This is a genomic window from Hellea balneolensis DSM 19091, assembly GCF_000428525.1.
Lineage (GTDB): Bacteria > Pseudomonadota > Alphaproteobacteria > Caulobacterales > Maricaulaceae > Hellea > Hellea balneolensis.
This window is the reverse complement of the sequence record NZ_AUAC01000008.1, coordinates 75,890-91,362: the sequence shown is the minus strand read 5'-3', so window position 1 is coordinate 91,362 and position 15,473 is coordinate 75,890. Positions and strand designations below refer to the sequence as shown.

The following is a 15,473-nucleotide window of genomic DNA, read 5'->3' as shown; positions in this document are numbered from 1 at the left end:
AGCCTTAAGTTTTTTCCCGTCATTAACGGCTAGTGGCCGCAAACTCTATGCTTAATTTCATAGAAAAATGTGCAATTTTTGTGCCGCTATTGTGGATTAGTCAGGCCGCCCCACGCTATTATAGTTAAACCCTGCAGCTTGCATCGCTTTGGGTTGGTAAATATTACGCAAATCAATGACATCAGGCTTTGAAAGCGCGGCCTTTACGCGTCGTAGATCCAGGGCTCTGAACTCATCCCATTCTGTAATAATCACAAGCGCATCTGCACCCTCAAGGCACGCATAAGGGCCGTCCATATAAATGACATCTTTCAGAAGGCCCTTAGCCTCTTCGATAGCTTCTGGATCATAAGCGCGGATCACGGCCCCTTTGTCTTGCAATCGCGGAATAATGGTCAAGCTCGGCGCATCGCGCATATCATCCGTGTTAGGCTTAAAAGCGAGGCCGAGTACGGCAATCGTCTTTCCTGTCAGGTCCCCGCCCAATGCATCAATGACCTTATGGGCCATGCGGCGCTTACGGGCTTCATTGGCATCAATGACAGAACTCACGATAGAGAGCGATACATTGGCCTCCTCAGCTGTTCTCGCCAGAGCCAGGGTATCTTTGGGAAAGCAAGAGCCGCCATAGCCCGGCCCGGCATGTAGGAATTTAGAGCCAATCCGTTTATCAAGGCCAATCCCTTTCGCGACTTCCTGCACATTTGCGCCAACGGCTTCGCATAAATCAGCTATCTCATTGATGAAGGTTATCTTGGTCGCCAAAAAGGAATTGGCTGCATATTTTATCAGCTCAGATGTACGGCGTGACGTAAACAAGATGGGTGTTTCATTGATGAAGAGCGGCCGATACAGGGCGCGCATAATTTCTTTGGCTTTCGGATTTTCTGTTCCGACCACAACACGGTCAGGGCGTTTGAAATCTGTAATTGCCGCGCCTTCGCGCAAAAATTCAGGGTTAGAAACAACAGCAAAACTGTCGGTATCGTGATGTTTTTCTATTATCTTCTCAACCTCATCCCCTGTTCCGACGGGGACGGTTGATTTGGTCACAATAACTGTGAAACCTTCCATATATTGGGCAATTTCTTCACTCGCGGCATAGACAAAAGACAGATCAGCATAACCGTCACCGCGCCGCGATGGCGTGCCCACGGCAATAAAAACCGCATCAGCCTCTTTCATAGCGGCCTTTAAATCCGTGGTGAAGCTTAAGCGTTTGGCGCGCACATTTTTTGCGACCAAGGCCTCAAGACCCGGTTCGAAAATTGGGATGCCGCCAGCATTCAGAGTCTCAATTTTTGCCGGGTCTTTATCGACACAAATGACGTCATGTCCGAAATCTGCAAAGCAGACCCCTGAGACAAGCCCAACATATCCTGTACCTACCATGACAACACGCATATGCGGGCCTTTAAGTGATTTCTTTAACGCGTTTATGACAGTTTGCGCGAGGCGAGGCTATAGCCGCTTATTGACTTTTCATGTGATAATCTTGCATGTGGATTTATGGAATTTGAAACGCCTGATTATCCTATGGTTTTAGCGGTTGCTGCGCCCGCTTTTCTTGCGCTATTGATAATTGAATGGTTTTTAGTCTCGCGTAAGCGCTTGAGCGGTAAATATGACCGGAAAGACGCGATAACATCAATGGTGATGGGCGGCGGGCAGCTCATATCTGATGTGTTGATGGGCGCAATCAGCCTTGGGGTTTTATTGTGGTTCTGGCAATTTAGGGTCTTTAATTGGGGCTTTGGCATTGGCGCGATGCTGGCCTGTCTGCTGCTGCAGGACTTTGTTTACTGGTATAAACATATGGCCGCGCATAAAATCCGTTGGTTTTGGAGCGCACATAATGTGCATCACAGTTCTGAGGAATATAACCTCAGCACAGCCTTTCGCCAGCCTTGGAACAATCATTTTACAGGATTTGTGCTCCTTTCCACGCCGCTTGTTTTACTGGGATTTCACCCGCTACTGGTCGGCTTCATAGGCGCTGTGAACCTCGTCTATCAATTTTGTATACACACCCAAGCCATTAAGAAAATGCCGCGCTGGTTTGAGTTTATCTTTAATACGCCAAGCCACCACCGCGTTCATCATGGGACCAACCCCCGCTACTTGGATAGTAATTACGGCGGTATTCTCATTATCTGGGATCGTATGTTTGGCACATTTGTAGAGGAACGAGATGATGATCCTGTCAGTTACGGCATTATTACGCCTATCGCCTCACACAATCCGGCAATAGTCGCTTTTAAGGAACTCTTTTATATTCTTAAAGACGCCGTGCAGCCTGGGCTGAAGCTCCGTCAACGTCTGGCCTATATCTTCGGCCCGCCGGGATATTCTCATGATGGATCGCGCAAGGGTTCAAAAGCCTTAAAGGCTGATTATGTCGCCAAGCACCCTGAGCAAAATGGCATGCAAGGTCTCTAAGTTCACGGAATGGTGAGCACGTAGCGCTTGTCATAAAGCTGCAATTATGAAATTTATAACCCGAAGGTGTGGCGCTAGGCCGTGCTGTTAAGAAGGGTGCAAATACTATGTATAAATTTTTTAACAATCTTTCGACAATGGCTGAGCTGGATATGCTTTTGGTTGATATTGATTTGAGCCTACAGACGGTAGATTTTGAGATCTCTGAGAGCTTTATACAAAACCCTGGCGGCGTAATCGAACAAAATATATCAGCCTCCAATAATGCGCCTAGCTTAATTCCAGAAACCACTTTCGAAGTCGTCATAAAAGAGAAGAGTTTTGAACTCAGCACGGCAGACACTGACAATAATGTAACCTCTTGCTGTCCCTGCGTGTCCTGTGACGGGCAGAATGGGGATGCAGACTTTGTTGCGGCCATGATGCCGTATTTCCAAGACGGGATGTATTATCACAGCCACGCAGCGCCCGACCCCTCATGGCTTGTGGGCTCTGATGGCTATGATATTCAATCTATGACTGCCATGGCGCCGATGTCAGACCTAACTTTCACCTTAAATGATACAGGTGGTGTTGGACCTGGCACTGACGCAGAAGCTGGTTTCTTAGCAGCCGTTGCACTATGGCAGAGCTTTCTGTCTGATGATGTGGATATTCGCTTGGATGTAGGCTTCTCATCATTAAATCCTGGCGTTTTGGGGTCGGCAGGATCAACGCGTGTTGTTCTTACATATGAAGTCTATCGCGATGCTTTGATAGCCGATGGCACATCCGAAGATGACGCTACAGCTATTGCAAATCTGGCGATGGGAACCTCGCTGGAGTTCGCTACCCAAGATCAAAATGGTAATTACATTCTTGATAATGATAATTCGAATAATAATAATTTCTTAGCGATTAATAGCACGACCGCATTAGCTCTAGGTATTAATATTGATGCAAACGGTAATGCGATAGATGATGGCTCAAGCGCTTATGCGAGTATTACATTTAACAGCGACTTCAATTTCGATTTTGACCCTACTGATGGCATTGACCCTGGGCATATAGATTTTGTCGGCGTTGCATTTCATGAAATTGGCCATGCTCTGGGCTTCACTAGCGGTGTCGATATTGTTGATAATAACTCTACCATCGATCTGAACGGGTTTGCGATTTTCAATCAGCTCGATATTTTTCGCTATAGTGATAATTCGCAAGCCACTTTCGGCGCCGGTACGCGAGACTTGGGTTATGGCGGTGATCCTTATTTCTCCATTGATGGCGGCGTCACAAATTTGGGATTCTTTTCTTCGGGTCGTCAAAATGGCGACGGACAGCAAGCCAGCCATTGGAGAGACGGCTTGGGTTTAGGTATTATGGACCCCACCTCTGCTCCGGCCGGGCAAGCCAACACAATTACAGAACTTGACATTCGGGCCTTTGACGTGATCGGGTGGGACCGGGTTGGCCAGAACGGGGATATAAACCTCACCGAGGGAAATGACAATTTCACAGGCACCGCCGCCAATGAAACTATAAACGGGCTTGGCGGAAATGATATTATCAATGGGGCCGCTGGTGATGATGTTATAAATGGCGGTGACGGTGCTGATCGCCTTATTGGAGGCGATGGGGCGGATGCTTTAAATGGCGGTGCTGGTTTTGATTCGGCGGATTATCGCGGGGCTACAACAGGTGTGCGTTTTAATGTTGAGACTGGCGGAACAGTGGGTGAAGCCAATGGCGACAGTTTCAGCAGCATAGAGCGTTATTACCTTTCAGACTTTAGTGATATCATTACAGGGTCAAATGCCAATGAGTTCTTCTTCGGTGAAGACGGCAATGACCAAATCAATGGCGGCGGCGGAATTGACCGAATCTATGGCGGCGCAGGTAATGACATTCAACGCGGCGATGCTGGCAATGATACGCTTTTTGGATCTTCGGGTAGTGACCAACTCAATGGCGGCGCTGGATTTGATATTGGTAGTTACCGTGATGCCACCAGCGCAGTCGAGCTGAGCTTGGCGTCTGGCGGCACAGTTGGCGATGCAGCGGGTGACACTTATTTTGGATTGGAAGCGATTTACGGTTCTGATTTTAACGACGTCATTACGGGTAATGGTAGCGCGAATGAACTACGCGGTTTTGATGGAGATGATACCTTGATCGGAGGCGGTGGTAATGACCGCTTCTTTGGCGGCTCCGGAGCGGATAGTTTTGATGGCGGCGCAGGCATCGATATCGTCAATTATACGCTATCGACAGGCGCGGTAGATGTTGATCTTATTCTAGATGGATTAAATAATGAAGCTGAAGGCGACACATATACGTCAATCGAATGGGTCTTTGGCTCTGATTTCGGAGACATAATTACCGGCGACGGAGGTGACAATCGCTTGGAGGGCCGCGGCGGTAATGATGCTCTTACGGGCCGCGAGGGTAATGACCGCATTTTAGGGGGCGAGGGTGACGATGACTTATCCGGAGGTGACGGCATTGATACATTATTTGGCCAGCCCGGAAATGATACGATTAATGGCGGCGACGATAATGATTTTATCTTTGGCTCATCCGGGGGTGATACCATTGATGGCGGTGCCGATTTTGATACGGTGTCCTATTTGGGCTCGTCATCCGGCGTCATTGTAAACCTCGTTTCAGGCGGTACAGGCGGTGATGCGGATGGGGATACTTATATCAGCATTGAACGCGTCTTTGGGACTAGTTTTGATGACTCTATCTCAGGGTCTGATAATAATGATACCTTGCTCGGCAATGGTGGGAATGATTATCTGGCAGGTGACCAGGGTAATGATAGCCTTTTTGGCGGCGCAGGAATAGACAGCTTTGGTTATGATACGGCCAATGACGGCGCAGATGTAATTTCCGACTTCTTTGGCGGTGAGACTATCTTTATTCTTGGCGGGGATCCGAATTTTGACAGCTTTGCAGAATTACAGGCAATCGCTTCTGATGCGGGCGGTAATGTCATCTTTAACTTCGGTGCAGGTAATACGCTGACTATTGTCGGCCGTAATATTGCTGATTTAAGTGCAAGCGACTTTGATTTTGGCGGCACACCGCCAGCCGCTGTCCCGCTAAATGACCCTAACGCCTTCGCGGCTGAGCCCGAAGAAATCTTTGATATGGATGCGCTGATTTAATTCAGCTTACGCCCTGCAACCCATGTCTGCTCAACCTGTATATCTTTCAGGAGGTGGGGCGGCACTGTCATCGGATTAGCGTCAAGCACAATAAAATCAGCCCATTTGCCCGGCTCTATGCTGCCGAGATTATCCTCTTGGAAAGCGCCGTAAGCGTTCTCAATTGTCATCGATTTGAGCGCCTCAGGCACAGACAGGGTTTGCTCCATATACCAACCTTCCGCCTCCGCCGGCGCATTAAGCGGCTTTCTGTTCACAGCGAAATAAAGTGTTTCCATTGGCTCCCACGGCTCGCCCGGTAAATCTGAATTCATAAGCAATCTTCCGCCATTGTCTAAAATCGTTTGCCACGCATAGGCATGACGAATGCGGTCAGGCCCGACGCGGTCTTCGGCCCATTTGCTATCGCCAACCGCATGAGAGGACTGCATGGAAGCGATTACGCCTAGCGCGGCTTGGCGCTTATAGAAATCAGGCAGGACGACCTGCGCATGTTCAATACGCCAGCGGTGATCTTGTGGCGGCTGCGTCTCTAATGCCTTCTCATACAGACCAAGCGTTCGGTTATTGCCTTCATCGCCAATGGCGTGCACCGCCATTTGAAACCCGTATTTAGCAGAGCGTTGACCCAAAGAAAAAACGGCTTCAGGCGTTATACGTTCCGTAGGGTTGGCTTTGTCAGGCTGATCTGAATAGGGCGCGGCCATGAGAGCCGTGCGCGAGCCCAAGGATCCGTCATAGAAGACCTTCACGCCGCGAATATCCAGAAAGTCCTGAGGGTCATCTAGCGGCCCAGTTGCAAACCAGTGTTTCATTAGCGGGCCATCATTGCCGTCCAACATGCCGTAAACGCGAATAGGCAACTCGTCTCTTTCCGCGAGGGCTTTAAACGCCGCCACGTCTTGCGGAGTCATTCCCGCCTCATGCACAGATGTGACGCCTGCTTTTGCCATCTTATAAAGACCCGCCGAAATAGCCTCTTCAAGCTGAGTCTGTGTGGGCGCTGGAACGTGGCGATTAACGAGGTCTTGTGCGAGGGTCAGCATGACTCCGGTTGGCTCCCCATTTTCGCGGCGCAAGATATTTCCAACCTCCGGCTCCGGCGTAGCTTTATCAATTTCGGCAATTGCAAGCGCGGCCCCGTTATAAAATCCGCCAAAGCCGTGAAGGCTTTCCAATTTTACAGGGTTGTTTGGAAAAGCTTCGTCCAATTCGGCACGGTCAGGATAGCCAATAGAGGCGAATATGCCTTCATCCCACCCTTGGCCGATAAGCCATTGCCCGGGATTGGGGTTCGGAAAGCGCTGCTTTAACCGATCAACTATTTGCGCCGTGTTTTTAACGCCGACTAGGTCAGCTTTGACCGCATCCATTCCCAATTCACGCACATGGACATGACTATCAATAATGCCGGGAAGTATAGTTCTTCCGCCCAAATCCACTATATTGGCTGAACTGCGATCAGAAATTTTGAAATCATCTTCAGGGTATTTAAGAGCGCTGATTTTATCGCCTTGGATAATCAATTGCGAAGCAATAGGGTTCTGAGGGTCCATCGTAATTATGGTGCCATTGGTGAAAACCGTGGCGTCTTTTTGCGCATCTTGCTCAGCCGCATTTTGGCAAGCGCCGCAGAACAGAGCCGCTGCTAGAGTAAAGTACTTAACTTTCACTGCGCTGGTCCGGTTCGAAGGTTTTAGTGACTTTCAGCGAAATGATTTGATTACGTAATTTTTCTAAAATCTCAAAGCGATAGCCATAATAGGCAAAGGTTTGCCCGATTTCAGGGATGGTTTGCGACTCGTGAATGACGAGACCCGCAATGGTCACAGCCTCTTCATCGGGGAGCTTCCAGTCCATGGCACGATTGACATCTCTCACGGCAATATGGCCTTGAATAACGGCGCCGCCTTCTTTTAAGCGCTGTACGCCTTCAACGTCTTCATCATATTCGTCTTGAATGTCGCCTACGATTTCCTCAAGAATATCTTCGAGCGTAAGCACGCCCATCAAGGCGCCATATTCATCCACAACTAGCGCAAAATGCTCGCGTTTTTGTTGGAAGGCTCTAAGCTGTTTTACGACCGATGTGGTTTCTGGCACGAACCAAGCGTCGCGCATAATTTTACGGGCTTCCAAGGCCGATAAATCCCCGCCGCTTTTTGAGAGTGATTTTAAAACGTCTTTGACGTGAAGGATGCCAATAATATTATCTTGATCTTCTGAATAAACAGGAACGCGAGAATGACCTGTCGCGAGCACTTCCTTAACGATTTGATCAGCGGGTAAGTCCACATCAATCATCGTCACATTTTTGCGGTGAATCATGACCTCTTCAACATCAAGTTCGCCGATTTCCAAAACGCCGTAAATTTGATCTCTTGCGCGTTTGGCCACCGCACCTTCTTCAAGGTGAAGATCGACAGCCCCTTTAATCTCATCAGCCGCCGTCCAAGCGCTTGCATTTGTATCAATTCCGAAGAGACGCAGAGTCCCGTTCACAATGAGCTGAACAATTGACACAATCGGAGCGAAAATTTTGACGATAATATTTATGGGCCGTGCGACTTTGAGGGCCATCTTATCTGGTTGGGATATGGCATAGGTTTTAGGCAAGACCTCGGCGAAAATCAGAATAAGCAGTGTCATAACCAATGTCGCGCCGGCCAGGGCGACGCCGCCATCACCAAAGATATTTGTAAAAACAGCCGTCGTTAGAACCGAGGCGAGGATATTGACCATATTATTACCAAGCAAAATACCGCCCAATAGCCGCTCACGCATATTCAGCAATTTTGAAACAATGCCTGCGCGCCGATCACCGTCTTTTTCCGCCGCATGCATGCGGGCGCGCGAGGCGGCCGTCAGAGCGGTTTCAGAGCCAGAGAAAAAACCTGAAAAACATAACAGGAAAAGCACAATGCCCAGCATGATGAGGTTTTCGGGCTGTAGGAAAGCGTCAAGCATTAACGGTCTCTGATAAATGAGTGAGATAATTCAGAACGGCCTCTCGCGGCGCAGACTTTTGAACAAAGGCTTCACCAATGGCCCGGGCCAGAATAAGTGTTAAAGCGCCGCCTTCATTTTTTTTATCCTGGTCCATATGGGTGAGTAGTTTTTCTGCATCTTTAAGCAAAGGCGCAATGTCGTTGATGGAGGTAAGTTCCAATGTTTTAAAATGGGTCTTGACTTTTTCGGCGTCACTGAGCGGGCATAGCCCTTGCGCGGCGCTATACTCAAAGGCCATTTCCATTCCCGCACTGACGGCTTCTCCGTGAAGCAAATCGCCTGAATAGCCAGCTTCTATTTCCAAGGCATGGGCGAATGTGTGGCCCAGATTTAAAAGTGCCCTTTCGCCGCGCTCCTGCTCATCCGCTGCAACGATACGGGCTTTGGTCTCGCAAGATATTGCGACCGCTTGAGCCGTAGCCACAGGGTCTAAGTTCAGAACATCTTGGCCATGACTTTCGAGCCATTCAAAAAATGATTTATCCCCCAGAAGCCCATATTTTACAACTTCGGCATATCCCGCTTTTAACTCTCTTAAGGGCAGCGTTTTTAAGACGGAGGTATCAGCCAGGACCAATTTGGGCTGGTAAAAGGCCCCAATGAGGTTCTTTCCAAATTCATTATTTATGGCCGTCTTCCCGCCAACCGAACTATCGACTTGCGAAAGAAGAGTTGTGGGGATTTGGATGAATTGACAGCCGCGCTTATAGACGGACGCTGCAAAGCCTGTCAGGTCGCCGATGACGCCGCCGCCAAAGGCGATAAGCGTATCATTGCGATCAAATCCTGCGCGGAACAGCGCGTCTAAAACAGCTTGTAATCCATCAAAACTTTTCTGATTTTCTCCTGCCGGGCGTATGATCATATGCGTTTCAAGACCCGCAAGCGCAGTTTCTAACGTCTTACCATGAAGGGCGTGAACATTCTCATCCGTCACAATAGCAACGCGTTTGGCTTTAAGCTGCGGCGTGATGTAATTCGCTGCATTCTTCAGTAAATCTTCGCCTATGACAATATCATAGCTACGCTCACCTAAATCGACAGTGACGGTGGTCATGCAGTTTCACTTTCATGAGCTTTAATGGCGCGAATGACTTTGTGAACCGTGCGGATGTGAGGGCCGCGCGCAATCGGAACAGTGATGTGAGCTTTGGCATAAATCGGATGGCGGATATCCATAAGCTCGCGCATTTTGGCGCGCGGGTCTTCAACGCGTAGTAAAGGGCGTTTTTCCCTGTTGCGGCTGACCCGTTCCATGACGGTGTTAAAGTCGCCTTTAAGCCAAATCGTTAAGGCTTTTTCCTTGAGTATTTTACGGGTCTCGTTCGGGATAAAAGCCCCGCCGCCCGTCGCAAGGATTATAGGTGTTCCGTCCAGTAGGCGCTCTATCACGCGGCGCTCACCTTTTCTGAATTCTGCCTCGCCGTGATCCCGGAAATATCCCGCAACTGTGCGGCCCGAAGCCAGCTCAATTTCATCGTCAGAGTCATAAAAGTCACGGCCAAGCTTCTTGGCCAGCCGCCGACCGACTGTTGTTTTACCGACACCCATCAAACCCACTAGGGCAATGGGACGTGTGGTTATGTCCGGGCTCATTGGCCTTATCCTTCGTCTCGTAGCTAAGCTGCAGCCTTTCTGAGAAAGGCGCTAGCATAACCACGGAAATTTGCCTTAATATGAGCATAAAATAACTTATGCTCAATACTTAAAGCGCAATATGGGCGCGAATCTTAAAAAAGGCTTGTCAGATGAAAAAAATTGCAATTGGCGGCGGTATTTTACTTATTCTGCTCATAGGCGTGTTTATGTGGTTATTATCGGGCGCGTCGCCGGAAAACGCCCCGCAGGAGATACAAACAATTGAGCTCCCGGACACCTATGAGAAATAATATGAAAGCTTGGCTCCTCACATCTGTTTTTGCGCTGATGCCTGGTTTAGCTCAGGCGCAATCTATTGTGACGGGCGAGCTTGACGCCGCGCAAGCCTTTGATGCAGGCGTAATTGATGCGCGTAGCGGCGGCCTTGATGCCGCTTTATGGCAAGGCACATCGGCCAAAACGGCTGTCCGTCTTATGCAGGAATTGCCGCTCTCTTCAGAGAAGGCGATTGTGCAGGACATGATAGAGGCAGTCATTTTATCCGCAGGCGTTCCGCCCGAAGGCGATAGATCCAATTATGACCGTGTGCGATTGCAGACCGTCATGGCGATGGGGGATAAGGCAGCCTTGGAAAACATTGCCGCGCGAAACCCTGAAATAACCCGCGACCCAACTGTGCGCACCGACCTAGCTTTAGCGGGAGGCGATGTGACGGAAGCCTGCCAAACAGCTGATAATATTACGCAAGGGCGCGGCGAGCCTTATTGGGCCAAGTTACGCGCCTTCTGCCATATCGTCCGCGATGAGTTGTCTGCGGCTGAACTGACGACAGAGCTTTTGAAAAATTCAGGCCATGAAGATGAGGCCTATTTTGAACTTATGAAGGTTTTGACGGGCGTATCGAAAACCCCGCCAATGATAGAGAGCACTGCATCGCCCTTATTGAAAATCATGGCGAAACGCGCCGCGCCTGATGACGGCTCGCTTTCTGCGCAAACGGCAATGGACGCAGCCGCAAAGCCTGAGGACCGAGTCAAGGCGATTTTCGAATTTGCCGATAGCCTCAGCGATGCGCAAATGACAAGCGCGTTTTCGGATTTGTCCTTTGATGAGGATGAATTGGCAGGCGGGGCAGGATTTGATTTGGACTCCGCGAAAGCTAATATTGGCCCAAAAGGAACGGCCCAAATTTTCCAGCTTGCGACTTCAAGCGGGGATGCGCGCACGGCGGTTGAAGCGATGGCCCTTATTTTGACGGCGGCTGATAAAAAAGGCGTGTTTTCCCGCTTTGCAAAGCTGTTCGAAAATAACATGGCTATTATACCAGTAAGCCTCCAAGCCGAAGCGGATGTAAAGATATTCACCCGAGCTGCAATTGAGCGCGGCGATGTTGGCGCATTGCAAGGTTTTTATCAGGCTCTGCCCGAAGGCCAGCAGAAATTACGCATTGCGCTGGTTGCAGATGCACTTGGTAATGGCTTTACTTTGGGCAGTCTTGGGGAGGATATAGAAACGCGCCTCGCGGCGGAGGGTACTGAAAAACGCCGCGCAATTCGGGATACCTTTATTGCCACGGCTATGGGTTCGCGCTTAACCGGCGAAGCTGAGGCGGCGCTCAGCGGCGTCGGCAGCGGTACCGGTATTTCAATTAAAGCCGGAGAGCTTTTGGCGCTTGACGCTGCCGCGAAAGCGGGGTCTCGAGCCGAAACTGCTTTGCGGGCCGCCTCCATGATAGATCGCGGTACATTGGATGATGCGTCATTAGCAGCGGTTATTTCTGCCTTACAGATTGCGGGTTTGCCGCAATTTGCGGGACGCCTCGCCGCTGAGGACTTTATGAGCGGCCTATGAGCAATGCCCGCTTGATAGAGGCTTTTTTGGAGATGATGAGCGCTGAGCGCGGCGCGTCAGAGAATACGCTATCCGCTTATCGGCGAGACCTGACGGATTGGGGAAAAAGTCTTGGAAAAAAGGACTTATTATCTGCCGGAACGGGCGCATTGGAATCCGTTTTGGCGGCCTGGGCTGCTAAAGGCCTTGCGCCCTCAACAGCGGCGCGAAAGCTCTCGGCCATGAAACAGTTTTGCTTGTTTCTGCAAGTCGAAGGGCTGCGTGAGGATAATCCGGCGCATAGTCTGCGCGGCCCGAAACAAGGGCGACCTTTGCCGAAGATCATGAGCGAAGCGGATGTGAATGCATTGTTTGAAACGGCTGAAAAAAATGTGAGCGGGAAAGGCATACGGATGTTATGCTTGCTCGAAATTCTTTATGCGGGCGGCTTGCGGGTCAGCGAATTGGTGACTTTGAAAGTAACCGCCACGAATCGCCGCGATAATTGCCTCATGATTAAAGGCAAAGGCGGGCGAGAGCGGTTAGTGCCGCTGACAGGCGCAGCGCATCGGGCGATTAGCGCCTGGCTCGACATTCGGCGCACAACCTTGCCGAAAAACGAACTTGCCAAAGATCGCGCCAAGACATTCCTCTTCCCCAGCGGGTCGAAGCTAGGCCATCTGACGAGGGAGCGTTTCGCGCAACTTCTCAAAGACCTCGCACGCGAGGCGGGGCTGAATCCGGCGAAAATATCGCCCCATGTTTTGCGTCACGCCTTCGCCACGCATTTATTATCAAACGGCGCTGACTTGCGCTCCGTCCAGACTTTGCTCGGCCATGCTGATATTTCGACCACGCAAATCTATACACATGTGCTCGATGAGCGTATTCGGGAACTTGTCGAAACCAAACACCCGCTTGCGAGCTAGAGAATATGCCTAAAAAGACTCTCCACCATCCCGACCTCGCTGAGGATTTAAATCTCTTCCTCGAAGAGCTTTGCGAAAAATGGGATTTCTGCGCAGGCGTCAAAGGCGCGGATTTACTCAAAGATAAAAAGAAGCCCCTGACCTCAAAAGTGTTCACAGATACGGTTATCCTCGCTGAAGGCATGAAACTCGAAGACGAGCATCAATGGCAAAGACGTATTAAACGGCTTTTTGTGCAAAGGTACGGTCATGAGGTAAGCGAGAAGACGTGGGTGCTTTAAGCCTTAACTACTAGAGACCTAATTAGATTTTATTTCATTTGAGTTGATCTGAAAGGGGAATATAAAATGAAAAGGCTTCTTTTAGTAATAAGGTGGATGTATATTGGAATAATATCATTGGGTGTTAGTGGTTTGATAACAATCCCGATTATCCAAATGTCAGGAGTTTCTGATATGATTGGACTTATTATTTTCTTCCTAACCGCTAAATTTTTCATATACCCTGTCCATAGGTATTTGGTGGATTTTTAATTTAGCTTAGTGACGCAATTTTTCGATTATCATTTTTATTAAACATTATATTTTATGTTATCTAAAAACGCTTTACCTCCCCACTAACCCCGCTATTGTGCGGCGCTTAATTCGGGACACGATATTTTATGGCACGCACCTATCTTGATTTTGAACGGCCTGTGGCTGAGCTTGATAATAAGATTGAAGCGCTTATCGCAGAAGGCGGTGCGGCGGCTAAAGGTGTTGAAGAACTGCGCGAGACGTCCAAAACCAAGCTGAAAACGCTTTATGCTAAAATTGGGCCTTGGGAGAAAACTCAGGTCGCGCGTCACCCCGCCCGCCCGCACTTTAAGGAATATATAAGCGGGCTTATCACCGATTATACGCCGCTTTCAGGTGATCGTAAGTTCGGCGACGATCATGCGCTTTTGGGCGGTCTTGGTAAAATTCGGGGTCGCAGTGTTGTCGTGATGGGCCATGAAAAAGGCACGGATACGGAAACACGGCTAAAGCATAATTTCGGCATGGCCCAACCTGAGGGCTACCGTAAAGCTGTGCGCCTCATGGAACTGGCCGAGCGGTTTAATATTCCCATCATAAGTTTTGTTGACACAGCTGGTGCCTTTCCGGGGCGCGGCGCGGAAGAGCGCGGACAAGCCGAAGCCATTGCGCGCAGCATTGATAAAGGCTTATCCGTAAAAGTGCCATTTGTCTCAGTGATCGCGGGTGAGGGCGGCTCAGGCGGCGCGGTTGCGATTGCCACAGCCGATGCGGTCATGATGCTCGAGCATTCCATTTATTCCGTAATTTCGCCCGAAGGCTGCGCATCTATTTTATGGCGAGATGGCGCACGTGCCAAAGATGCTGCGACCGCCATGAAAATTACGGCGCAGGACCTGAAAAAATTAGGCGTGATTGATAAGATCATTAAAGAGCCAGTTGGGGGCGCACATAGAGCCCAAGCCGAAGCGGTAAAGCTTGTTGGAGCAGCAATTGTAAAGTCTTTGGCCGAATTAGAGCTGATGGACAGCAAAACCCTTATCAAGCGCCGCCGCGATAAATTTCTTGATATTGGCCGCTCACTCCTATGAACAAAAAAGGCCCCGCCAAATGGCAGGACCTTAAGTCTCCCCTGTGAAGGCGTTTTTTAAAAGCCAGCGGCAATGCCTGCGCCTGCGAAAAGAAGATTGTCTTTACCGCCGCCTTGGATAATCTTTTTATAGTCTAAGGTATCCTCTGAGCTGAGAGCATAATTCACTCCGACATAAGCGGAAACAGCATCAGTAAAGGCATAGCCTACTGAAGCTGAGGCAGAGCCATACTCATATGAAAATCCGTCTCCATCTACGAGGCCGACTGTTGCGCCAAGATCGAGACTTGTCTTATCGCCCGTTGCGATACTATGGCCGACACCGCCTTCAAGTGTGAAGGCTTCGAGCGTGAAGTCATAATAAGCCGAGACTGACGGCGCTAGAGGCGCGTCAAAGCCAAGACTGGCAAAGACTTCATATGTGCCCGAACCGCCATCATTCGTTGAGAAGAGGCTACCGCCTTGGGGATAATGGTAATATGTGATCCCGACATCTGCGCTAAGGCTATCGGATAGTGGGAGGCTGTAGCTCGCATAAAGGTCGACTTCATCGCCTGCAAAAATAGACGTGTCACCGACACCTGTTGAGAACCAAGCACCCACTGTAAAGTCACCGGCTGAAACTTCGACACCTGGCTGAATGGCTGTGTCGGCTAGGCTGACTCCGCGAAAGACATAATCTGTGACATAATCAATGGAGGTGGATACGCTGATGTCTCCTGCCTGGGCCGGCATTGTGGCTGAGGCTGCAATCAAGATTGAAGTTGCACCCAAAAGAAGCTTTTTCATGTTTATCTCCGTTATGTTTTGTCCGCCTGAACTGGCGGGACATGAAAATTTGTGACCTTCGGATAGAGATTAGATGACAAATTTACGACGGGTTTCAGTGTAACTTGCTTGATTTAGCGCAAGA

General features: G+C 49.6%; 13 protein-coding genes. 7 read left to right on the top strand and 6 right to left on the bottom strand.

The window, feature by feature from the left end:
• Nucleotides 1–96: 96 nt before the first annotated feature.
• On the bottom strand, nt 97–1,404 hold the full coding sequence (locus F569_RS0113180; RefSeq protein ID WP_026942582.1) for a UDP-glucose dehydrogenase family protein: 1,308 nt from the start codon (nt 1,402–1,404) through the stop codon (nt 97–99).
• Nucleotides 1,405–1,509: 105 nt separating this feature from the next.
• Here F569_RS0113180 and F569_RS0113175 point away from each other — a divergent pair, with 105 nt between their 5' ends.
• A complete protein-coding gene (locus F569_RS0113175; protein ID WP_034388933.1) occupies nt 1,510–2,439 on the top strand; it encodes a sterol desaturase family protein in 930 nt (309 codons plus the stop codon).
• Nucleotides 2,440–2,546: 107 nt separating this feature from the next.
• Nucleotides 2,547–5,588, top strand: a complete 3,042-nt coding sequence (locus F569_RS0113170) for an NF038122 family metalloprotease (RefSeq protein ID WP_026942580.1) — start codon at nt 2,547–2,549, stop codon at nt 5,586–5,588.
• On the opposite strand, the gene F569_RS18115 is transcribed toward F569_RS0113170, so the two are convergent.
• The 4 genes from F569_RS18115 to F569_RS18110 are packed head-to-tail and all read right to left on the bottom strand — an operon-like array spanning nt 5,585 to nt 10,193.
• Nucleotides 5,585–7,261: an amidohydrolase gene (locus F569_RS18115; protein ID WP_051279890.1), complete on the bottom strand. Its 1,677-nt coding sequence runs from the start codon at nt 7,259–7,261 to the stop codon at nt 5,585–5,587. The genes F569_RS0113170 and F569_RS18115 overlap by 4 nt on opposite strands.
• The gene (locus tag F569_RS0113160; protein ID WP_026942579.1) at nt 7,251–8,555 is read right to left on the bottom strand and encodes an HlyC/CorC family transporter; all 1,305 of its coding nucleotides are present in this window, start codon (nt 8,553–8,555) and stop codon (nt 7,251–7,253) included. Before F569_RS0113160 ends, F569_RS18115 begins: the two co-directional genes overlap by 11 nt.
• Nucleotides 8,548–9,654 carry a 3-dehydroquinate synthase gene (aroB, locus tag F569_RS0113155; RefSeq protein WP_026942578.1) on the bottom strand — a complete coding sequence of 369 codons (1,107 nt, stop codon included), beginning with the start codon at nt 9,652–9,654 and terminating at the stop codon, nt 8,548–8,550. Before aroB ends, F569_RS0113160 begins: the two co-directional genes overlap by 8 nt.
• Nucleotides 9,651–10,193, bottom strand: coding sequence for a shikimate kinase (locus F569_RS18110; RefSeq protein WP_034388931.1), 543 nt, complete (start codon nt 10,191–10,193; stop codon nt 9,651–9,653). Before F569_RS18110 ends, aroB begins: the two co-directional genes overlap by 4 nt.
• A 152-nt stretch (nt 10,194–10,345) precedes the next feature.
• Here F569_RS18110 and F569_RS19600 point away from each other — a divergent pair, with 152 nt between their 5' ends.
• The 5 genes from F569_RS19600 to F569_RS0113120 all read left to right on the top strand — a co-directional run bounded on the left by F569_RS19600 (nt 10,346) and on the right by F569_RS0113120 (nt 14,561).
• Nucleotides 10,346–10,486, top strand: a complete 141-nt coding sequence (locus F569_RS19600; protein ID WP_154813748.1) for a hypothetical protein — start codon at nt 10,346–10,348, stop codon at nt 10,484–10,486.
• A gap of 1 nt (nt 10,487) precedes the next feature.
• A complete protein-coding gene (locus tag F569_RS0113140) occupies nt 10,488–12,047 on the top strand; it encodes a hypothetical protein (protein WP_026942577.1) in 1,560 nt (519 codons plus the stop codon).
• Nucleotides 12,044–12,955 (top strand): site-specific tyrosine recombinase XerD, encoded by a 912-nt coding sequence (locus F569_RS0113135; RefSeq protein WP_026942576.1) that lies wholly within the window; start codon nt 12,044–12,046, stop codon nt 12,953–12,955. Before F569_RS0113140 ends, F569_RS0113135 begins: the two co-directional genes overlap by 4 nt.
• Before the next feature lie 5 nt (nt 12,956–12,960).
• Entirely contained in the window at nt 12,961–13,236 is a 276-nt protein-coding gene (locus F569_RS0113130) for a hypothetical protein (RefSeq protein ID WP_026942575.1), read from the top strand.
• Nucleotides 13,237–13,616: 380 nt separating this feature from the next.
• Nucleotides 13,617–14,561 carry an acetyl-CoA carboxylase carboxyltransferase subunit alpha gene (locus tag F569_RS0113120; RefSeq protein ID WP_026942573.1) on the top strand — a complete coding sequence of 315 codons (945 nt, stop codon included), beginning with the start codon at nt 13,617–13,619 and terminating at the stop codon, nt 14,559–14,561.
• Nucleotides 14,562–14,617: 56 nt separating this feature from the next.
• Here F569_RS0113120 and F569_RS19120 read toward each other — a convergent pair whose 3' ends face one another.
• On the bottom strand, nt 14,618–15,349 hold the full coding sequence (locus F569_RS19120) for a TorF family putative porin (protein WP_026942572.1): 732 nt from the start codon (nt 15,347–15,349) through the stop codon (nt 14,618–14,620).
• Between the last annotated feature and the right edge of the window lie 124 nt (nt 15,350–15,473).